The following is a 22,865-nucleotide window of genomic DNA, read 5'->3' on the forward strand; positions in this document are numbered from 1 at the left end:
GTGAGGGCACCCCGCCCTACAGTATAACGTAATCTTTACGTTCATTCTCAATTCTCCATTTTCCATTCTCCATTATGTCAATCGAAAAATTAACTTGTTGAATCATTGGGCTTTTTCTCCTATAATGAGATTTGAAGGGGGGTCTGCCCATGAAGAACAAACGAATGCGCTATATATCGATAACGGCGGCTATCCTGCTGGTTTTTGTGCTGCTGATGCTGCTGTTTTCCAACCGATCGGGAGATTTCAGCGCAATGGAAGCGCAGGACGGCGTACTGGATGCAACATCAGCGGACTTTTCGTCGGCGGTATATGAGATAGACGGTGAATGGACGTTCTATCCTGAGGTGCTCGGCAGCGGCGCAGAGCTGGACGCTGCCAAACCGGGAGAACGCGACGAATCCATTCCATACGGCTCATATCGGCTGAAAATACACGCGCAGCCGAAACAATACCTGACACTCGGCGGCTACTCATTCGATTACAGCACGCGCGTGCTGGTAAACGGCAGTGAAGTGCTCGAAATCGGCAAGGTGGGGGCGTCTGCGGCGGAGTCTGAGCCGCGCATCGACTACATGCTCATACCGATTTACACCGGCGAGGATGGCACGGTCGAGGTGGTCTGTCAGTACGCGAATTTCGTGCACCGCGAAGGCGGCGGTCTGACGCAGATGCATCTGTCCACTGCGGAGAACATCGACCACATGCGCCGAAGCCGGAATTTGTATTCCCTGGTGCTTGGCGGTTCGCTGTGCCTGTTCGGCATGTATTTTCTGCTGTTTGCGGTCTTTCAGGGCGAGATCAAGTATGTTTTCCTCGCGGTTATCTGCGCGTTGCTCGGCCTGCGCGACCAGAATTTCTATGTGCTGCATCTGCTGCCTGCAAATTACAACTGGGCAGTTCCATATCGGTTTCTGGTGCTGATGATTACGCTGCAGCCGTGTTTTCTGCTGCTTTTGCTGCAAAGCCTGTACGAAAAGCTGGCGAAGCCGATTGTTGTGCGGTGCTATGCGGTGCTGTATGCCGTGCTGGCGGCGGCGCATTTTATCCTGCCGACGCAGGATATCGCACCGCTGAGCAGGATCGGGTATTATCTCTCGATGCCGTTTTTCCTGTATCTGGTCGTACAGCTGATTCGGCGGTTCTGGCGTATCCGGCGGCTTGAGTGGGACGACGTGCTCGTTCTGCTCGGCTATCTGCTGCTGTTCGGGTCGAATGTATACGAGGCGGTATTCGGCCGTATCGTGATGACCATTACGCGCCACGGAGCGGCACCGCCGTATCTGCTGGTGTTCGTATTCCTGATCGCGGGAGCCATCAGTTTGAAGATCAACCGCCGGGAACAGGAGCTGTCCGAGAGCCGCCGTCAGCGCGAGGTGCTGACCCAGCTCAACCGGCTGAAAAGCGAATTTCTGCACCAGATGGCGCACGAACTGAAAACACCGCTCACGGTCATGAGCGGCTATGCGCAGCTGACCGACTGGCAGCTTGGCACCGGAGCGGTCAGCGCGGATGCGCATGAACACATGCAGACCATTTCGTCCGAGGCGCAGCGGCTTTCTGCGCTGGTATCGCGGCTGATCGATCTCGCCAACGGCGGCTCACCCGATATTGAGATGGGCGTCATTGACGCGGCGCAGCTGCTGTCCGGCGCGGTGGATGTGTGCCGTCCGATGCTGGAAAAGAAGCACAACCGGCTGGAAAGCGACAGTGGAGAGGGCATTACGCTCTGGGGCAATACGGAAATGCTGCTGCAGGTGCTCATCAATCTGACGGTCAATGCCAACCGTCACACGGAGAACGGCGTGATCGCCTACCGCATTGCGGACGAGGGCGAGCGGGTGTGCCTGCGTGTGAGCGACACCGGCAGCGGCATTGCGCCCGACCTGCTGCCGCATATCTTTGAGAAGGGCTGCAGCGGTGATGGAGGCAGCGGTATCGGCCTGACGATCTGCGCGGATGCAATGAAGATTCACCACGGCTTGCTCGAGGTGGAGCACACCGATGCAGACGGCACGGTGTTCCGGCTCGAACTGCCGAAAAAGCCGCTCAAAACACAAGGAGAGAACGATTGTGGAAGATAAACTGATTTTGCTGGTGGAGGACAACCCGCACATCATGGCGATCAACGATGCGGCACTGCACATGCGCGGTTACCGCACCCTGCAGGCGGAAACTGCACACAAGTGCCGGGAGCTGCTGTGCTTTCACGCGGTGGACTTGATCGTGCTGGATATTCTTCTGCCGGACGGCGACGGTGTGGCGCTGTGCCGCGAGATCAAGCAGGAATACGATGTGCCGATCCTGTTCCTGACCGCTATGGGCGAAAATGAGGATATCGTCAAGGGTCTGACCGCAGGCGGAGACGATTATCTGACAAAGCCGTATGATTTGGAGGTGTTCATGGCCCGCGTGGAAGCGCGTCTGCGTGCGGCGCACCCGAAGGAACGCGCAGTACGGCTTGGCCCGCTGCAGATGAATCTGCTGAGCGGACGCGCGTACATCGGAGAGACCGACCTGAACCTGACGCAGAAGGAATTTGCGGCGCTGCTGTATCTGGCGCGGCACCCGAACCGCAGCGTCAGCGCGCAGGAGCTGTACGAGGCGGTCTGGCAGCAGCCGATGGGAGCCGACCCGCATGCCGTGCGCATGACGATCTCACGGCTTAAGCAGAAGCTCGGCGGCGAGGATGCGAGGGTCACGGTCAATTCGTACCGCAGCAGCGGATATCGGCTCGAGGAGCAATAATTGAATATTTACAGCGGACGGCGAAGGTAACAAATTTGGTACCTTCGCCGTCCGCCGCCTTTTTGCCCTTATACTGAAAGTACGGTGAAATACCTGTATCCTCGGACGGTGCTCCGCGGTAAAGCAAGGGGAAAGCCGTGGAAACCGTTTATTTCATAAGGCAAGGAGGAAGAAAGATGAAAAAACGAATTTGCAGTTTGCTGCTGATATGCAGTATGCTGGCGGGTCTGCTGCCGCAGATCGTGCTGCCGCAGGCGGCGGCAGCGGATACTGCTGCAGAAAGAGACGGCTTTGGTCTGCCCACGGAAGAAAAAACGGGCATAACAGACGCAGCCACACTTCGTAATAACCCATACGGCACGTTGGGATGGGTTCCGCTGTTCCAGAACCACGAGCTGGTTGTAGCCGGTGTGGACTCGGATGAGTTCCAGACGACATACGAGGGCGCAGCCAACGGCGCCGCCAACGGCAAGGGCAAGGGCAGTCAGATGTCCACATTCCGGTGGAGCAACTCGACCGAGGTCGGCAATGCCGAGCGTATTGCGACTGTGGCGTTTGATCCGAACGGCACCGGCAAGGATGAATACATTGCGAATCTGGTATTTGATAAAAGTTCGGAACGGCTTCGTCTGTATGTGACGAACAAGGACCGCAGAGTATCGAATGTTGTCCAGATTGGAGATGGTAACGACACCGAATACATCAAGAAACTGAAATTCTACCAGACCCGCGCTATGCTGAGTCTGGCCGCAGGCGACTTTGACGGTGACGGCAAGGACACGCTGATGATCTATACGCCGGGCAATAACAAGGATACGGCTACTGTAGACAGCATTAAGGAGTATACGTTCAGCGGCAGCACACTGACTGACAACGGTCGCGTGATCAACCTCGGTGACGTCATCGACGGCGGCCGAGACGCGCTGAAGGCCATGCTGTACCACGACGGCAACGGCGATAACGAGCTGCGTGCGCATCTGAGCGTTGATATGGAAGTCGGCGACGTGGATATGGACGGTATCGACGAGCTGGCAATGACGGTCAACGTCAATGACCTGAAGGAGAAATCGTATGACGGTCATACCGACTACGAGAAATCCTATCTGACGGTTTACGATTACAACAACAATAAAAGCTGGAAGCAGATGATGAACAAGAAGCTGCTGAACAGCAATGACGGTGCAAGCGGTCGCGCCCGCTTTGCAGGCGTAACCATCGGTTATGTCAGCAATGCGCCGAGCGGCAGTATGCCGCCGGAAGTTGTTGCGGTAGGCTACTACGATAAGAATGGTAATTATCAGGACTGCGACTTCGACAAGAGCAAGCTGCTGGCGTACAGCTATCAGTACAGCACGAAGGATAATTCGTGGACAGAGAAATGCAAGGCCACCGAAGTTGTCACCAACGGCTTTACCAATACCGGCACCAAGGGTGACGATGTGCAGAATCCGATCGCGGTAGCGGCTGTTGCGGCGGACGGCGTGAACACCCAGGAATATCTGTTCATTTCCGGCAGTATGTATAAAGTCGGCACGGTGAACGGCAGTCAGCAGCTGTCTATCCTGGACGGCTCGGATAAGGGCCATGACCGCTGGCTGGGCGGCCGACTAATCAACAACAGCGGTATTCTGGACTATGCCGTCGGCAATTTTAACGGCAACAAGCAGGGCATGGAACAGGTATACTACGTTGAGTACCGCAAGCAGGAGACCTTCGACAAGCAGTTTTTGAAGATTGGTCAGCTTTATAAAAAATCGAGTACGAGCACCTCGGGCGGTCAGACAACGGTTACGCCGGACAGCACGTTCAGCCGCTGGGAGGATGACTGGACATACTATGACAAGAGCAACTGCAATCTGGCGATTGCAACGGCAGATGTAAACAACGATGCCATGCTTGCGAAGATCCAAAGCGTCAGCACCGGCTACACCGATCCGAAGGTAATGGCGATTCTGGAAGCGTCGCCGCACTTTGCGGAGGTGAATGACGGCGATATCGGAAACTCGCAGACCGGAATCGGATACAGTAAGGATAATACTGTAGCAGTAACGGCATCCGGTTCGTTTGGTTTTGATATCATGGCGGGCTTTGAATATGTTGCACCGCTGATTGAGACCGGCGGCGGTGTTGAATTTAATACCAGTCATACCTTTACTGTTGGTGCAACAAAATCTACAAGCAAGGAAATAACGGTCGAGTATTCTAATGATACGAACGACAATATGGTGCTCATGTATGCAACACCGATGACATATTACGAGTATCAGGTGAAGTATCCGGATGGCACAAAGAAGGGCAATTCGCCGAAGCTGACCAGTTCTATGACGCTGGCGGTTCCGGGTAATCCTTCGATGAACATGGTTTCGGTAGATACTTATAATAAGGCTGCTTCGGCGTACGAGGGTATGCAGCAGATTGGCAGCAACCTGCATCTGGGCACGTCCGGTCAGCCGAATACTTATCGTTCCAGTCTGCCGAGCGGTTCCCATTCGGAGCAATCCGGTAAAGTTGGTCATTACAAAGATTCGGGTACACAGCTGCAGAGTTTTACGGCTGCAACCAGCAGCGGCGTAACCTTTGATTACACCTATGAGGGTTCGGTGCAGATGTATGGTGTAGTTGGCGGCTTCAAGGCTGGCGGCGGTTATCACTGGGGAGCAAGCGCCGGAACCGAAAAGGTAAACACTGAGGAGATTACCAAGCTGGGCTCTGTTACCGGCGGCGGCGATTCGCGCTATAACTTTGACTGGAGCTTCGGCACATGGACGGTACCGTTCAACGGCGATGAAGTACCGGTACTGGGCTATGTTGTCAGCAATGTGACGGCACCGCCGTCTCCGGCGCAGGATCTGTCGCTGAGTGAGCAGACCACCAACAGTATGGTGCTGTCGTGGGAATCCGGCGACCGTCCGGCGGAGTATTACAAGATTTACCGCTACATTGAGAACAATAAGAATAAGCCGTTCGTATTGATTGACACCGTAGACGCATCGGAATCACCGAGTGGTGAATATGCGTATCAGCTGAAGGATCTTGCGTCGAACGAAGAGTATCAGTATACGATCACTTCCGGATATTATACCAGTAAGGAAGAGTCGGTTGAAAGCGAGATCGTTGTCGGCAAGACGCTGGCGAATGAGATGAGCCGTCCGATTATCAATGGACCGGACAAAGTAACCGTTCCGCTGAACGGCTCGACAACTTTCCGTGTGCAGGCTTCGACTCCGGCAGAATTTTCGAGCACGGATTATCAGTGGCAGAAGCGTCTGCCGGGAAGAAAGTGGACGGATATTGAAGGTGCTACGCAGGACACCTATACCGTAAAGTCGGTAACGAGCGAACTGAATGGTGCGATGTACCGCTGCGTGGTAACGTGTTATACCAAGTCGGCAACGCCGATTTCGTTCTACAGTGATGCGGCAACGCTGACGGTCGGTACACCGCAGGCAACCGCCGGTTTGACGGTATCCGGTACTTTGGAGGGCAGCGGCACTCAGGAGAAGCCGTATATCGGTCAGAGCAATTTCAACACGGTTAAAACCACGACAGAATCCGTAGAGACAACCGTTCCGTGCACCGTAAAAGTCGGCGACTTGACGCTGAATGTTTACAAGGTAAACAATCAAGAGGGAAAATATGTCGGCATCGGTGAAAAGAAGGAAGATGACGGTTCGGTATCGACCGTATACTACGCCGTAACAAAGACTGGCGAGACGTATACCGCAGGTTCGGAACTCACCATGAATACCACCTATCAGTGGAAGAACGGTGATGCAGACGCAGCAGTGCTGAGCACGATTACGCCGGAAACCGTGGTGATAGACAAAAACGAAAACGAAAAAGCAAAAGCAAAAGCGTTTACGTTGAACAGTGCAACGAATGTACCGACAGACGCGGAATACGACGAAAGCAAGTACCGGAACGGCGAGCAGTACCTGATTCACGGTAAGGATACTGTGACGGAGAACGAAACCACGTTTGACCGCTATATTCTCAGTACAATGGCTAAGTCGACCAGTGGTAGCGCCGGTGCGGAAGAGGACACCTATACTGTCAAGTATTATCAGCTGGTGAAGAAGACAGAGAACAGCTATGAACGGACCGAGCTGACCTGCACACAGCAGACGAAGCTGGGCGATTATGAGGAGCCTTCCTTCACACTGGTAACCGAGCAAGCGACAGTTGAAAATAAGGTTACTACATCTACGCCTGGTTCCGGTACGGCGCTGACCCTGACGACGAAAACGGCGGAAAAGGCGGAAAAGAACGGCTCTGCACTCGGCAATGTGGAGTACACGCTGACGATTACGAACACGTCGGACGGCACGGTCAGCACGATTGTCGGCAGAACAGACAGCAGCGGCACGGACAGCAAAACGTGGACCGCACCGACAGCCGGTCTGTATGCCATCACGACCACCGCGACCGGCGGCTTGACAAGTGATACGGTATATTATCTGGCAGGCGTGCAGAGTGTAGAGGACGGCGAGACCAGCACAACGGAGACCGTTTACACTCTTGAAAGCACTGTTGGCAAAGAAAACAAGATTACGAGCGTATACGGTACGCCGATTGCTCTGACCGTGCAGCAGCAGACTGTAACGAAAAACGGAAACGCTGTTACCGCAGGCAGCAAAACAGAGGTTACGGGAGATATCGCCTACACATGGCGTCAGTCCGGTCAGAGCGAGAGTAAGGAAACGGCTATCAATGGCAGCACTTTCCGACCGGAGAAGGCGGGAACCTATATCATCACGGCATACCAGAATTACAGCGATACTTCCAAGCGCACCAAGCTGGCGTCCACGACCATTACGGTAAAGCGCAAGCCGTTGGAGCTGTATGTAACCTGGGATAAGGATAACAGCGAGCATACTTCGACAGAGGCACCGGACAGCAAGAGCGCATTGGTGGTCAAGGCGGATGCGCTGGAGACAGGTGACTCCCTGCCGTCGGCAATTACAGCCGTATGTGCGCTGTATGATGACAAGGGCAATCGAAAGAACGTCAGCGGCCGCTTTGAGGTAACGATTGCGGTCAACGGTGAGGACGCGGCTGTGAAGTCGCTGCTCGAGAAGTACGAGCTGAATCTGACCAAGCGCATGCTGGTTGTCAAGCAGGACACCCTGAGCGTAACCTATCGCGCCGGTGAAGGCGGCTCGCTTAGTGCAAGCTACAACAGCGGCAACCTCGACCAGAAGTTTGAAAGCGGTAAGAACATCGCTAAGAACACCAGGCTGATGTTTGATGCCAAGAGCAACGACGGTTTCCTTGTAAAGGAATGGAAGGTCAACGGTCAGTCCATTACCGGTAATCCAAAGTACAAGGTGACGGAGATTCTGTCGAACGGCAAAAAGGTTGGCGAACGACTGACGGTAGCGGCGCTGACAGAAAAGCTGGACGTAGAAGTAGCCTTCAGCAGTGATTCGCACACGATTACCTTCAGCAGCGGCGAAGGCGGTAAGCTGACCGCAGCACTGAAGGACGGCGGTGCAGTCACGACCGGACAGAAGATTGCGGAAGGCGCAAATGTGACGTTCACGGCTGCGCCGAACAGCGGTATGTCGGTAGCACGCTGGGTGGTGGACGACAAGCCGTATTACTGGCCGGGTACGACCGATTTGTACCGTGAGTCCACGCTGACACTGGAAAATGTGCAGAAGGAACGCAAGGTAGCGGTAGAGTTCAGCAAGGCAGGCACCTATAGGCTCACCTTCAACATCGAGTCGGAAACCGGCAGCACCTTGCCGTCCGTGCAGACCTCGGCGAAGCTGGCAGACGGCACTGCGGCAGATCTGAATGCGGTGCCGGACGGTGCGGCAGTAACGTTTGCACTGGAAAATCTGGGCAGCAACTACACGGTCAAGACGTGGAAGGTGGATGGTAAGGAAGCCGCAAATTCGGGTACGCAGAAGCAGTTTACGCTGCGCAATATCACTGGAACGCATACGGTTACGGCTGTGATCAATGCGGCGCAGGAGGTAATGCTGACCTTCAAGGCAGTGGATGCAAAGGGTGACCTGATAAACGCAGACATTGCTTCCGTTACCGCAAAGATTAAAAACGGCAATGCGATTACCAGCGGCAGTACGGTTGGCAATTATTCGACGATTGAGTTTGCTGCTGCGGTAAACGAGAATTACTATGTTTCTAAATGGACTGGTGCGGAAGCGGATGCAAAGGATTCGGCAAAGGCCTCCATCGCAAGTCTGGAAAAGACCACTGAGGTTATCGCACATATCGCGGAGAAGCCGCAGGTGACGGTGGCTGCGCCGGTCAACGGCACAGTCGAAGTTGCTGGCACACGCGGTATCCAGAATGTTGTATTGACTGGTGCTGAGGGTGAAAACGGTCATGTGAATATGAACAGCACGGCAGCAATCACGGCAACACCAAACGACGGTTATTTCGTGCAGAAAATCATGGTTACGGCTGATGGTGCAACGCAGACATTCGATTACGACAATGCGCAGGCTTATCAGTCGGGCAAGGTAGCGAAGGATGATATCCAGATTACGAAGGATACCTTGGTTCAGGTAATCTTTGCCGAGAAGCCGGTGATAACCTTTGGCGGTGACACTCACATCACCGTAACGGCAAAGCAGGGTAACAAGACGCTGAGCACCGGCGATCATGTCGAGAAGTACAGCGGCGATATCGTATTTACGGCAACACCGGATGATGGCTACGAGACTGACAACTGGAACGTTACCGGTTGGACGAATGTCAACGGAGCAGAAAATGATAACACCACTTATACCCGGAGTGGCTCTATCGAAAGCAATGTAGAAGTTCATGCAACGTCTAAGGCGCTCCCGCAGTACGACTTCACCCTGTCCGTTGATTCGCTCGGTGACGAGGGAGACGGCGGCACGGTTTCCGCAGAAATCACCCGCAAGGGCATGCGCGCATACAAGCAGGAGAACCTCGAAGCAGGCACGCACAGCTTCTACCGCGACTCGGATATCACGATCACGGCGGTGCCGAACGCAGGCTACCGCGTACAGGACTGGACCATCAACGGCCAGACCACGGCGGATACCGCAGTGAGCAAGACGCTGAGCAATCTGCGGGGTGAAACGACGGTTCAGGTTCGCTTTGTCAAGCTGGTGACCGGCATTACCTTCGGTCCGACGGACGAAACAAGCGAAGGCGGCTATATCAGCGCGGCAGAGGCGAATGAAACGTCTATCCTCGGTGATGCGGCTACCGGCGCGAATATTGCGGCAAGCGTGCCGATCAAGTTCACGGCAGAGGTAAAGCCTGGTTACGAAATCGAAGGCTGGTACGTCAATAATGTGCGTGATGACAGCGCAGGCACAGGCGAAACCTATACCTATCCAAACACGACCAGTGCAAACTCGATTTACATTGCACCGAGGTTCCAGCAGGTCGAGTACAACATCACCACCGGTGATAACGTCACCGTAAACGGACAGAACAGCACAACCGCACGCGGCGGCGAGTCGCTCACCTTTACGGCAGTACCGCCAGCAGGTCAGAATGTGACCGGCTGGACGGTCAACGGCAAGGCAGTTGCCGGTAACGGCAATACGCTGACGTGGACGGTCGAGAACGGCTGTCTCACGAAGCCGAACGTAACGGCATATCATGTTGAAGCACAGTTCAGCGCAGGAGAGTACGAAGTAACGTATAGCCAGCCGGCGGGCGGCACGCTGAGTGCATCGGTTGCAGCCGGCACACAGGTCAACGGCGGCACTAAGGTTGCCTTCACCGCAGAACCCGATAAGGGTTATGAGATTGACGAGTGGACGGTAAACGGTCATTCGGTTGCCAACAGCGGCAGCACCTACACCCTGAACGTAACCGAAAACAGCACGGTTGCAGTCACCTTCAAGGCAATGGTTCCGGTCAGCGCCGTGCCGAACGGCAGAAACGGCAATATCGCCATCACCGCAAACGGCAAGACAATAACGGACGGCTATGTTTCCTCTGGTTCGGACGTAACCTTCACCGTAACGCCGGAGAATACGGACGATATGGTGCAGGCATGGCAGGTGAACGGCTCGACAGTCGCTGAGATGACCGATACGGCAGATGCACCGCTCACTTATACGGTCAAGAATGTAACCGCAAAGACTGAGGTTTCCGCAACGCTGATTGAGCGCCCGACATACACCATTACGGTAACAAGCGAGGGCAGCGGTACGGCGTCGGCAGAACCGGCAAGCGTCAAGCGCGGCGGCAGCACGACTGTTACCGCAGTACCGAGCAGCAATAGCTACTATCTCAAGGAATGGTCGGTTAACGGCGGTGCTGCACAGGCTGCATCCGGCAATACGCTGGCACTGACGGAAATTCGCAGGGATACGACGGTCAAGGCCGTATTTGACGGCGCGATCAACTACGATGTAACCCTGGATGTTCAGGATGCAGATACCGGCACAACGGTTGCTGCAGCGGCAAACGGCAAGGCCATTACGCCGCAGAAGAACAGTCCGGCAAGTGTTACCCGCGGCAGCAAGATCGTATTCACGGCAACGCCTGCCGTAGAAAACGGACGAAACAAGCAGATGGTCGCACAGTGGATGGTAAACGGTGTAGATCAGAATAACATCTCTAACGAGCTGGTTATCCCGAGCCTGACCGGCAAGACCGATGTAGCTGTCAAGTTCGTTCCCTACAAAGGTTTCGCCATTCCGACCGGCGGCATCGGCTGGAAGGTCTCCGATGTGAAGCGTACACCGGACGATACCAAGCCGGAGACTGAAATCCGCAAAAACGGCGATCTGACATTCACAGTCGGTCTGGCAGGTGACTACACGGTAATCAGCAAGCTGGTCATCAACGGCTACGACTGCATCAACGGCAAACTTGCCGAACATGCAACGCTGCATGGCTGTGACGCAGTGGAAGCCAGGAAGAACGCAAACGGCAGCTACACCGTCACGATCAAGAACGTAACGGCAGTGCCGGATATGAGCGTAGAAGCACATCGGGTAATCATCGGCGATCTGACCGTTCCGGAGAAATTCAAAAATATTCCGGAACTGGATACGGTCGAAAAGATTCAGACAAAGCTGGCAGCGGAACTGACCGGCAGGAAGGATGGCGTGGCATTCTACGACATCGCGCTTAAATACTATGACAGCGGCAAGTGGATTCCGGTAAACGAAAACAACTTCCCGGCGGACGGTGTAGACGTTGTTCTGCCGTATCCGAACGGTACGGACAGCAAGGATACCTTCCAAATCGTCCATATGCTGACCAAGACCGGTTCCGAGGGCAAGATCGAGAAGTTTACCCATATCACCAAGGAGACCGATGGTCTGCGGTTCCATGTAACCAGCCTGTCTCCGTTCGGCGTAAGCTGGACGAAGTATACCGCGCCGACGTCGGGCGGCGGCGGTGGCGGCGGCGGAGCCGTTGCCCCGACCACCTACGACATCGTGATCCCGTCCGCACTGGCGAATACCGTCAAGGCGGATAAGACCAAGGCGGCCGCAGGCGACACCGTAACGCTGACTGTTGCCGGAGAAGGTACGCTGACTGTCACGGACGTAAACGGCAAGACGGTTGCCCTGACCGATCTCGGCAGCGGCAAATACACCTTTAAGATGCCGGCGGCTAAGGTCAGCGTGGGCTTCAAGACTACCGCAGACCAGCCGTGCGATGGCGGCAAGGATTGTCCGTCCGCACCGTTTACAGATGTAGATACTGCAAAGTGGTATCATCTGTCCATTGATTATGTGCTCACGCACAAAATGATGAACGGTGTATCGAGCCGTGCATTTGCACCGAATGCCAACCTGACGCGCGGTATGCTCGTGCAGATCCTGTATAACCTGGAAGGCAAGCCGAAGGGCACAGCAGCGAACTTCTCGGATGTGCAGGCTGACGCATGGTATGCCGAAGCAGTCGGCTGGGCAGCGTCCAGTAAGGTCGTAACCGGCTATGCAGACGGTACCTTCCGACCGAATGCAGCCGTCACCCGCGAGCAGGCGGCAGCGATCCTGTATCGCTACGCCCAGAGCAAGGGTATCGACGTAAGCGTGGGTGAGAATACCAATATTCTCAGCTATGTGGATGTTCAGCAGGCAAGTGAGTACGCGATTCCGGCTCTGCAGTGGGCAGTCGGCGCAGGCGTGCTGAACGGTAAGAATGGCGGCCGTCTGGCACCGACCGGCACCGCCACCCGTGCCGAGATCGCAGCGATCATGCAGCGCTGGTGCGAAAACATCATCAAGTAACGGCAGACAAAACAGCAGGACAGAGAAAGGGCTGACCCGACGGGTCAGCCCTTTTTTATGCGGTTGAATAATGGAGAATGGAAAATGGAGAATGGAAAATTGACGTGACGATTTTCTGTTGCGTGGGCGGCCAATGACCGCCCCTACGGTTACGCGTGTGCAGGTTGTTTGATACGGTGCGCCGAGTCGTCGCACCCTACGGTATAGTCTTACATCAGATACAATTCGTAGATGCCGTCCGTAACAACGCGCAAACGAGTTGCGCAACACTGTTATGTTGCGCCTGCGAAGAGTAGCTGGTATGTGTAGAAGCAATGTATCTGGCACTGCGCAGAGGTAGAGAAATGGGAGCACACTGTGCTCCCCTACGGAAGAAAAAATCCTCTGCCGTTCTCCTTTTCGAAGCGGTCGCCGCTCTCCGATTTTCGCTAGACTATCCCAAAGGGAAAGGGGTGATTCACAAGAGGGTGGAAACCTTGGTGTCTACCCTCTTGTGCCCCTGCCGGGCAGGCAAGATTCGTTCGCTTCGCAAGCGATTACTCTGCAAGCATCGCTGCGCCCACCAGACCTGCGTCATTGCCGAGCGACGCACAGACGATCTCGGTATTTCGGTCCTCACCGCGGAAGGTCTGCGGGAAAGTGAGCATGCGCAGCGGCTCGAGCAGCTTTTCGCCATAGCCCGCCAGTCCGCCGCCGAGCACGATACTCTCCGGCTGGAACAGATTCACAAAACTTGCCAGACCGTTCGCCAGATTGCCGCAGTATTCGTCGAACAGCTCCTGCGCGAGCGCGTCACCTGTGTCTACTGCATCGCAGATCTGCTTGGCGTTCAGCTGACCCTTGTGTACGGCAAGCACGCTCTTTCGTCCGTCCTCGAGCGCACGCTCGGCAAACCGCACGAGCGAAGCCGCCGAGCAGTACGCCTCCAGACAGCCGTGCCGTCCGCAGTTGCACGGCTCGCCGTCTTTTCGGATCACCATGTGCCCGATCTCACCGGCAATGCCGTTGCAGCCGGTGTACAGCTGGCCGTTAATGATAATGCCGCCGCCAACGCCGGTGCCGAGCGTTACCATCAGCATGTTGCGCGTGCCCTTGGCCGCACCGGCAGTCGCTTCGCCGAGCGCGGCGCAGTTCGCGTCGTTATCCAGATGCACCGGACAGCCGAACTCAGGCAAAAACGCATCCGCAAAGCTGACGTTATTCAGACCCAGATTGGTGCCGAACCGCAGGGTGCAGGTTTTCTTGTCAAACGAGCCGGGCACGCCGATGCCGATCGCCGTTACGTCCTCTACCGCACAGCTGTGCGCCTTGCACAGCGAGAGCGCCAGCGTTTTCATATCTGCTTTCAGGCCGGCTGCGTTGCCGGTCCGGGTCGGAAGGCTGTCCTTGCACAGCAGCGTGCCGTCCTCGGTGCAGAGCGCCGCCTTGACGGTCGTGCCGCCCAGATCAATACCGATTCTCACAGCAAATCCTCCTCGTCGAACAGATGCAGGCCGCGGCCCTTGAAATAGTTGTTCAGCCGCTCCACACTGCTGTTGATGATCAGCTCCTCCGGGAAACCAATTTCCTCGAGCATTTCCAGTGCGCCCTCCACATGACCGACGCGGTAGCAGATATGGCTGTCGCTGTCCACCGAGATAGGCACCTCATACTTCATGCACAGGCGGGCGATGTCCATGCAGTTGTCATGGCTGCCCTTACGGATGGACAGAGATGCGTTGTTAATTTCTACAATCTTGCCGTGGTCGTTGCAGCGGCTGATGATGTACTCGTGGTCGAACGGGAAGTTGGAGTTGCCGAGGTGGCCGAACGCGTTGACATACGGGTTGTACAGGATGGCCTCGAGCGCCGCCGTGTGCACGCTGCTGTCCACCGGCGGGAACATGCACTCGTGGAAGGATGCGAGCGCAAACTCAACGGGCTTGAGACTCTTGTTGGAAATGACGTTGATGCCGCCTGCCGGAGCAGTGATGTCGAATTCAATGCCGCGAATGACCGTTACCTTGCCAATCTTGCGCGGGATAAGGTCCAGGTTGGAGAAATGCCACTCGTGCGGGCCGTCCGGATTGGTGGGGCCGTGGTTGGTGATGGCGATAGCCGCAAGACCGCGGTCCTCGGCCGCCTGCACCATTTCGGTGAGCGTGCTGAACGCGTGGTCGGTTACACTGGTGTGGGTATGCAGGTCTGCGATGATTTGCATGGGAAAAGGCTCCTTTTGACGTATGATTTTTGGGGGTAAGATGAAAGGCGGACACATGGGTCCGCCTCTGTATTTGCAGTTCGCTGAACCGCCGGTATGCGATTGTTTATCGGCGGTGTCTGCGCGGATAATCATCGTTATCGTAGCGCTTGCGCATCGCCTTGCGGCGACGGCGGCGCCGGATTCCGCCGAATGTGATGTTGAACAGAATGTACAGCACGATGAAGATTGCGGCTGCGATCAGCACGATTTTGAACACGGTGCTCTGGAAGAAATGGCTCAGCTTGTCCGAGTAATAGAGTACGCGGCTCATTTCCACATCGCTGAGCGCGACCAGTTCGACCGTGCCGTAGGACGTGCCGTTGTAGCTGTATGTCATGCTGCCGACCACATCACCGGCCTTGATGGGCGCATCAACGGCTTCCGGCAGATTGGGTGTCGCTTCCAGCGAATCGGTCTCTACATCGGCAGGGAGCAGCGCTACCAGATCGTTTTTTGCGGTCAGCACCAGCTGATCGGTCTGCGTGGACAGATCCACCTTTACATGGGCGAGCGTGTCGCCCTTTTTCGCAACGGTCTTGGTCTTAAAGTGGGTGAAGCCCCACTGATACAGCGATTTGGTATCCGTGAAGCTGGCCGCTACCGTCGGGTACTCCTTGGACGAGGCGGCACTGCCGAGCACGACCGAATACAGCTTGGCATCGCCGTACTCCGCGTAGCCGACAAAGCAGTTGCCCGCCTGCGAGGTATGTCCGGTTTTGATGCCCTTGTTGTACGGGTACGACCACGGATTGAACGAGCTGAAGATGAGCTGGTTGGTGGTGAAGATGATGCGTTCCTCGTGCATGTTGGTCTTGGGCATACGGTACTGCACGGTGTCGATAATGTTGGTGAACGTGTCGTTCTTCATGGCCTCGCGGGCAATGAGGTACAGATCACGGGCGGTGGTGTAGTGGTCTTCTTCGTGCAGGCCGCACGGGTTGCAGAAATGCGTTCCGGTGCAGCCAAGCTCCTCGGCGCGGGTGTTCATCATGTCCACAAAGTGCTCGCTCGTGCCGCCGACATGGCGCGCGAGCATGTACGCCGCCTCGTTTGCGGAGGGCAGCATAAGCGCATACAGCAGGTCGATGACGCGCACGGTCTCACCGACCTTGATGTCTGCGTTCGAGCTGTCCGATGTAACCTTGGCGAAGTCGCCCTGTTCGGCTGTGACGGTCTCGTTCAGATCCTTGACATTCTCAAGCGTCAGCAGCGCGGTCATAATTTTGGTCGTGGACGCCGGATACCGCTTTTCGTCCGCATTTTTCTCATACAGCACCATGTCGGAATCCGGGCTGATGAGCAGGGCGGCGGTAGCCGTTACGGCAGGCGCTTCGCTTGCCGCTGCGATAACGTCCTTGTCGTTGTCGGCGGTCGCGTCCTTGGAATCCTTGCTGTCGGCAGAATCTGTGCTGCCCGAATCGATGGACGAGGTGTCCGTGCTGTCGGAATCGGTGGACGAGGTGTCCGTGCTGTCGGAATCCGACTGGCTCGATGAGGTATCACTCTCGTCATTCACGGCATAAGCGCGGGTGATCGGCGCCGCACCAAGCAGCAGTGTAAAGCACAGCGCCAGTGCGGTAAGACGGTTTTTGAAATTATTGCTCTTCATCGGTATCTCCTAAAGAAAAATCGGCATCGGTGAAGTGCCCGCGCAGAACCGCCGGCTTGGGCGGTGTGCGCCGCAGCGGATCGTAGCGGAAAGAACGGCAGTGATCGGTGCCGTTTACCACACCGCGTTTGCGGCAGGCAATGCGTTCGCCGTCCGCCAGCGGAGAGCCGTGCGCGCAGTAGGTGCAGCGCGGTTCTATATTTTTTCGCAGCAGCTTTTTGAGCCTCATGCGTGGTCACTCCAGTCGTGATAAAATCAGGTGAAAAAGTGTCCGACAGGATCAGTATCGGCGGACACAAGACATATATAAATATTATATATCATTTCCTGCGCTTTTTCCACCCCCAAATTGGATACAAAGCGGAAACGAACAGCACAGCAAGCGTATACCGGAACCGTACCGATATCGGTGTCAGCTCCGGTGAGGAAACCGTCAGCACGGCAGGCGAGAGGGAAAACAGGAAAGCCGTCAGCACAGCTGCGAGCGTACCGTGCAGCAGCTTTGCGGCAAACAGGCCGCGCACCGGCAAATCGTGTGCTTCCGCGAGGGCGCGCACCTGAAACTGCACAGCCAGTCCGCCAAATCCCAGCAGGAAGGACGCAAGCGTCAGCCGTGTCCTGCGCGGCAGCGTCAGCACCGTCAGCTCGTCTAAGCCGTTAGTCAGCTCGATCATGCCGTCCAGTACGTTTCCGTACGGCAAAAGTGCAAAAACCGGCGAAAGCAGCCGCAGCAGGATGGAAAACATGGTCAGAAATGCCGTCACGGTCAGCGCCGTGGACGCTGCCTGCTGTACGGACGCGCAGAAAATCGAGGGGAATGAGGTGCGGTTCCGGTTATGGATACGCTGCGACACGGCAGATAATGGGGTACGCGCGGAAAACAATCCGACGATCAGTGCCGAAACGATATGTATCCCGTATAGCATCGCGCCTGCCTGCGCGGAGCCGAACACGCCGAGACCAACCAGTCCGATGCAGAAGCCCGGACTGGCGCAGTTGCAGAACCGGTTCACGCGCTCTGCCGCTTCGCGGGAAAGCACACCCTCGGAGAGCAGCGCACATGCGGTCGTGGCGCCGACCGGATACCCGCCGATGAGTCCGAGCACCAGTGCAGGCGCAGCCTCGGGCGGCAGGCCGTATAAGCGGGCAAGCGGCTTTGCCAGCAGCGGCGACAGCCGCGCGGTATCACAGCGGACAAGCAGTCCGCTGACAACGAAAAACGGAAATAAAGCCGGTAAGGCCTGCACTGCGGCTAAAGAAAGCCCCTCGCGGACACCATCCGCGCAGGCAGTCGGGCAAAGCAAAAACGCGGCAAAAAGAGCCAGCGATAAGAACAGCTTCATAGCGTCACCTCGGAACAGTGTATGAGAAGCAGGAAAGTTTCAGTACGTTTATACATAACATATACCGTTATACCTGATATACCGTAGGGCGGGGCACCCTCACCCCGCCGTATCTGTCTGGTCTGCACAATCTACCCCGTAGGGGAGCACATTGTGCTCCCACGTAACGTGAAATCATGCGGTTTTGGCCGTTCCTTGCGCAGACTCCGGTCGCGTTGCGGGCGAACACTGTTCGCCCCTACGGCTACGCATCTGCAAATGAGTTACACGGCGGGGTGAGGGCAGAAGGTGAATTGCGGCAAAGCCGCAAGAGAAGCCACTCTGGAGTGCCTCGCCCTGCGGAGAAGGTAAAATGCGATATGAAGGTGGCGCAACATGCTAAAAGATAACTTATACGCCGAACTCATGGAGGACCTCCACCCAAACCGCCCGCGTGTGGAAATCCTCGGAGATAGCCGGGTGATCGTGGAGAACCACTGCGGCATACAGGAATACGACGACAGCATCCTGCGCGTCAGATGCCGCGGGTGCGAGGTACGCATTCTGGGTGCAGACCTGGAGCTGACGGCGCTTTCCATGGACGAACTGGCGGTGATCGGCGTGATCTCGTCGGTGGAATACATTACGACCGAGTGAGGAAGGAGGAGCGCGAATGATCGGGCGGCTGTGGCTGCTGGCTTGCGGGCAGGTGCGCGTGCGCGTGACAGGCGCAAGCCTGACGCGGTTTCTCAACCTGTGCGCGGCGCAGGGTATCACGCTGCGGCAGATGGACCGCACGGCATGGAATGAGCTGCACGCAACCCTGTCCATCCGGGATTTCCGGACGCTCAGGCGGCACATGGGCCGCACGGGATGTCGCGTGCATATTCTCCGGAAACGCGGTCTGCCGTTCCTTGCGGCGCGTCTGCGTCCGCGTACGGCGCTCTGGGGCGGAGCCGTATTCGCCGCGGCACTGTGCTGGCTGCTCGGCACGCATGTATGGGCGATACAGACCGAGATCGCACCGGCGATAGACGAAACGGCTGTCATGCAGCAGCTGAGCGAAATGGGGGTGCATATCGGCATGCCCATCAAGGACCTGAACACCCGTCAGATACGGTGGAAGATGATGCAGCTGCAGCCGAATATCACGTTTTTTTCGCTCAATCTGCGGGGCAACAGCCTGACCGTGGTCGCCTACGGCAGCACCGACCCGCCGGAGGTACTGGACGAGCACGCGGTCACCAAGGTGGTGGCCACGCGGGACGGCGTGGTAACGCAGGTGCGTGCGCTCGAGGGACAGCCAATGGTGCAGGCAGGAGATGCCGTGCAGACCGGTGATACGCTCATCAGCGGCCTGGTGGAGCCGACACGCGAAGGCGGAAAGTACCGCACAGCGCATGCGCACGGCACCGTGCAGGCGTACACCACGCATACGGTTCAGGCGGCGCGGCCGCTCACCGAGCAGAGCAAGCGATATACGGGTAAAATTCGTCATCAATATGCACTGGTGATGGGAAATAAACGGTTAAATTTCTATATTGGCAGTGGAATTGCAGGGGGCACTTGTGATAAAATAATAACGACCAGACATTTTTGGCTGTCGGACAGCGTGGTGCTGCCGGTGGCGCTGGTCACACAAACGTATACATTCTACGAGCGGGAGCCGACGACGCGCACCGCCGAGGACGTGCGGGTGGCTATGCTGTCGCGCGCACTGGGCGAGACAGCCGCGGATATCGACGGCATGGTGACGAGCCACAGCGAAACGCTCACCGAGCAGAACGGCGCGGCAGTGCTGTACCTCACCGTCCACGCCGAGGAGCAGATCGGCACCGAGGCCGTGGATGACAGTACCGTTCCGGAGGAAAATGCGGAGATGGAGCAAGTGCCGTAGAGACAGAAAAGGAGACGCCTATGAACCGTAAACCCGCGACGATTCTCACAGGACTGAGCACCGCAGCAGCATTTGTCGTAAACGGCTCGGACTGGTTTCACGGCGGTTCCGCGAGCGCAGGCAAATTCTGCGTCAGCGCGGTGTTTATCGTGCTGGTATCGCTGCTGCTGTACGCATGGCGGAAAAGCAATACCGCTATGTGTCTGCTGACGATTGTATCGGCTCTGATTTCGATTGGAGCGGCATCCGGTTTGCTTATGACGGCGGATATTCTTCCGGCAAATTCGATGCTGCTGCCGTTTAGTGTGTTCCTTGTGCCGCTTTTCGGTGTGACGAATTTTATGACGTCCACAGCTGCCGCAATGTTTCTGCCGACGGCGGTTTCGGTGGTGTGGCTGATTGTCGCGGTTGGAAACTGGATTCACAATTGGAAAAACGTATGATTTTACGTTGTGTGGGCGAACAATGTTCGCCCCCTACGATTAGGCAATGTGCAGATTGTTTACAACGGTGCGCCGAGTCGTACCCCAGGGCACCTTCTCTTGGGGCGTTGCCGCAATTCACCTTGCCGCCCCCTACGGTAAAACATCATGTATTGCTGCAGATAAGTGCAGATATATGAAAATTAACTGTATGTAACCGTATGCAACTGTATGTTGAACGAGTTATTGCAACAGATACATACACTTGCATACAGTTTATTTGATAGATAAACACTATCCGCAGGAGAGCAGGTAACGACAGGGAAAACGCCTGCCTCCTGCCTTGCACGGATGAAAACTAACATTTAATTCCTAACTCTAATTACTAATTAAACATAAGAGGGTGTAACCATAGAACAGGTAATGCAAATCGAGCAGACCGAACTGCTGATGGCAGTATTCGGTGCATTTGACGAAAACATCAAGCAGATCGAGCGGGAACTGAACGTCTCGGTCATCAGCCGCGGAACCGAGCTGAAGATCACCGGCGAGGACGAAGGCGTGTCCATCGCGGCACGCGCGATTACGGCGCTGCTGGCCATGGCAGGCCGCGGAGAATCCATCGGCACGCAGACCGTGCAGTACGTTATCGGGCTTGCCAAGGACGGCCGCGAAAGCGAGGTTCACACGATGAGCCGCGATGTGCTGTGCATCACGGCCAAGGGCAAGCCGGTCAAGGCGAAAACGCTCGGTCAGAAAAAATACATGGAGGCTATCCGCAAGAACACCATCGTTATGGGCGTTGGCCCTGCCGGTACCGGCAAGACCTATCTCGCCGTTGCGGCGGCTGTTGCGGCCTTTCGGGACAAGCAGGTGTCTCGTATCATCCTGACCCGCCCGGCGGTCGAGGCGGGCGAAAAGCTCGGCTTTCTGCCCGGCGACCTGCAGAGCAAGGTAGACCCGTATCTGCGCCCGCTGTATGACGGTCTGTTCGATATGCTCGGCGCGGAAAACTTCACCAAGTATCAGGAGCGCGGCTCCATCGAGGTTGCCCCGCTTGCGTACATGCGCGGACGCACGCTTGACGACAGCTTCATCATTCTCGATGAGGCGCAGAATACCACGCCCGAGCAGATGAAAATGTTCCTCACCCGACTGGGCTTCGGCTCCAAGGCAGTCATTACGGGCGATATTACCCAGATCGACCTGCCGGACGGCAAGCAGTCCGGTCTGCGCGAAGCGCTGCGCGTGCTGGACGGCGTAGAGGGCATCGCCCAGTGCTTCCTGACCGAAAAGGACGTTGTGCGCCATGAGCTGGTGCAGCGCATCGTCAAGGCATATGCAGAGTACGAAAACAAAAAGGGTAAGGGCAAGCCTGCCGCGAAACCGGCCGGCAAACGCCTTCCGACCCGCCGCAAGGAGGGAAAATGATGAACCATCAGATCAATATCGGCTTTGAAACCGAGGTAGCGGACGAAAACAGCGTGCGTGAGCTCATTCGCACCTGCGCCGAGCGCGTGCTGACGAGCGAGCAGGTGGACTTTGACGCGGAAATCGACGTTACCGTTGTCGATGCCGACGCCATCCGCGAGATGAACGCCGAGTACCGGAATAAGGATGCCGTGACAGACGTTCTCTCGTTCCCGATGTACGAGTTTCTCAACGGCGAGCCGCAGGAGGAGCTGGAGGCCGAACCGGACTCCGGCTGTGTCATGCTCGGTGATATGATCCTGTGCTACACGCGCGCCTGCGAGCAGGCGGAGCAGTTCGGGCACTCGCCTGCAAGAGAGTGCGGCTACCTGACCACGCATTCCGTGCTGCACCTGCTCGGCTACGACCACGAGCGCAATGACGAGGACACTCGCCTGATGCGCAGCAAGGAAGAGGACAACCTTGCGTTCCTCGGCCTGACGCGGGACTGAGCCATGAAAAAGAATATCCGAAAACTGAGCGAGAGCTTTCTGCACGCTTTCCGCGGCCTGCGGCTGTGCATCCATGACGAGCGCAACTTCCGCGTGCACATGACGGCGGCGTTCTACGTCATCCTGTTCGGCGTGTTCGGCGGCGTGAGCATGACCGAAGCGGCCATCCTGTGTATCTGCTTCGGCCTTACCATGGGCGCGGAACTGCTGAATACCGCCATCGAGCGCCTGTGCGACAAGCAGGCGAGCGGGTATGACGGCATGGTACGCAACGCGAAGGATATCGCGGCGGCAGGTGTGTTTGTGTGCGCGGCAGCGTGCGTCGCGGTCGGCGCGTGCATCTTTATCGGAAACGGCGTGCTTGCGGCAGCCATCAAATTTTTGTGGTACAGGCTGTGGCTCGGCATGGCGGTTGTGGTCACCGTGCCGTTTGCGGTTTGGTTCGTTTTTCATTTTGGAAGAATTCAATAATAATGGAGAATGGGAAAATGG

General features: G+C 56.3%; 14 protein-coding genes. 9 read left to right on the forward strand and 5 right to left on the reverse strand.

Annotation, left to right across the window (positions count from 1 at the left end):
* The first annotated feature begins 149 nt into the window (after positions 1–149).
* From C7386_RS09635 to C7386_RS09645, 3 genes are all read left to right on the forward strand, one after another.
* The gene (locus tag C7386_RS09635) at positions 150–2,084 is read left to right on the forward strand and encodes a sensor histidine kinase (RefSeq protein WP_110436308.1); all 1,935 of its coding nucleotides are present in this window, start codon (positions 150–152) and stop codon (positions 2,082–2,084) included.
* The gene (locus C7386_RS09640) at positions 2,074–2,748 is read left to right on the forward strand and encodes a response regulator transcription factor (protein WP_118646933.1); all 675 of its coding nucleotides are present in this window, start codon (positions 2,074–2,076) and stop codon (positions 2,746–2,748) included. Before C7386_RS09635 ends, C7386_RS09640 begins: the two co-directional genes overlap by 11 nt.
* Before the next feature lie 176 nt (positions 2,749–2,924).
* Positions 2,925–12,959 carry an S-layer homology domain-containing protein gene (locus C7386_RS09645; protein ID WP_110436310.1) on the forward strand — a complete coding sequence of 3,345 codons (10,035 nt, stop codon included), beginning with the start codon at positions 2,925–2,927 and terminating at the stop codon, positions 12,957–12,959.
* A 536-nt stretch (positions 12,960–13,495) separates the two neighbouring features.
* On the opposite strand, the gene C7386_RS09650 is transcribed toward C7386_RS09645, so the two are convergent.
* From C7386_RS09650 to C7386_RS09670, 5 genes are all read right to left on the reverse strand, one after another.
* Positions 13,496–14,422 carry an ROK family protein gene (locus tag C7386_RS09650; RefSeq protein ID WP_165815526.1) on the reverse strand — a complete coding sequence of 309 codons (927 nt, stop codon included), beginning with the start codon at positions 14,420–14,422 and terminating at the stop codon, positions 13,496–13,498.
* Positions 14,419–15,159 (reverse strand): phosphatase, encoded by a 741-nt coding sequence (locus C7386_RS09655; RefSeq protein ID WP_165815527.1) that lies wholly within the window; start codon positions 15,157–15,159, stop codon positions 14,419–14,421. The genes C7386_RS09650 and C7386_RS09655 overlap by 4 nt, the downstream gene beginning before the upstream one ends.
* Before the next feature lie 106 nt (positions 15,160–15,265).
* Positions 15,266–16,810 (reverse strand): D-alanyl-D-alanine carboxypeptidase family protein, encoded by a 1,545-nt coding sequence (locus tag C7386_RS09660; RefSeq protein ID WP_116705404.1) that lies wholly within the window; start codon positions 16,808–16,810, stop codon positions 15,266–15,268.
* Positions 16,797–17,039, reverse strand: a complete 243-nt coding sequence (locus tag C7386_RS09665; protein ID WP_110436314.1) for a hypothetical protein — start codon at positions 17,037–17,039, stop codon at positions 16,797–16,799. Before C7386_RS09665 ends, C7386_RS09660 begins: the two co-directional genes overlap by 14 nt.
* A 91-nt stretch (positions 17,040–17,130) precedes the next feature.
* Positions 17,131–18,153 carry a sporulation protein gene (locus C7386_RS09670; RefSeq protein WP_116705405.1) on the reverse strand — a complete coding sequence of 341 codons (1,023 nt, stop codon included), beginning with the start codon at positions 18,151–18,153 and terminating at the stop codon, positions 17,131–17,133.
* 375 nt (positions 18,154–18,528) lie between these two features.
* On the opposite strand from C7386_RS09670, the gene C7386_RS09675 reads away from it, so the two are divergent.
* From C7386_RS09675 to C7386_RS09700, 6 genes are all read left to right on the forward strand, one after another.
* On the forward strand, positions 18,529–18,789 hold the full coding sequence (locus C7386_RS09675; protein ID WP_116705406.1) for a YabP/YqfC family sporulation protein: 261 nt from the start codon (positions 18,529–18,531) through the stop codon (positions 18,787–18,789).
* A 16-nt stretch (positions 18,790–18,805) separates the two neighbouring features.
* Entirely contained in the window at positions 18,806–20,029 is a 1,224-nt protein-coding gene (locus tag C7386_RS09680; protein WP_116705407.1) for a sporulation protein YqfD, read from the forward strand.
* 20 nt (positions 20,030–20,049) lie between these two features.
* The gene (locus C7386_RS09685; protein ID WP_116705408.1) at positions 20,050–20,472 is read left to right on the forward strand and encodes a hypothetical protein; all 423 of its coding nucleotides are present in this window, start codon (positions 20,050–20,052) and stop codon (positions 20,470–20,472) included.
* Positions 20,473–20,874: 402 nt separating this feature from the next.
* Positions 20,875–21,882, forward strand: coding sequence for a PhoH family protein (locus C7386_RS09690; protein ID WP_110436320.1), 1,008 nt, complete (start codon positions 20,875–20,877; stop codon positions 21,880–21,882).
* Positions 21,882–22,373 (forward strand): rRNA maturation RNase YbeY, encoded by a 492-nt coding sequence (gene ybeY, locus C7386_RS09695; protein ID WP_116705409.1) that lies wholly within the window; start codon positions 21,882–21,884, stop codon positions 22,371–22,373. The genes C7386_RS09690 and ybeY overlap by 1 nt, the downstream gene beginning before the upstream one ends.
* A gap of 3 nt (positions 22,374–22,376) precedes the next feature.
* Complete coding sequence (locus C7386_RS09700; RefSeq protein ID WP_110436322.1) at positions 22,377–22,844, forward strand: diacylglycerol kinase family protein; 468 nt, start codon at positions 22,377–22,379, stop codon at positions 22,842–22,844.
* Positions 22,845–22,865 lie beyond the last annotated feature (21 nt).

The sequence above is a fragment of the Agathobaculum butyriciproducens genome (genome assembly GCA_003096535.1).
Taxonomy (GTDB): Bacteria; Bacillota; Clostridia; order Oscillospirales; family Butyricicoccaceae; genus Agathobaculum; species Agathobaculum butyriciproducens.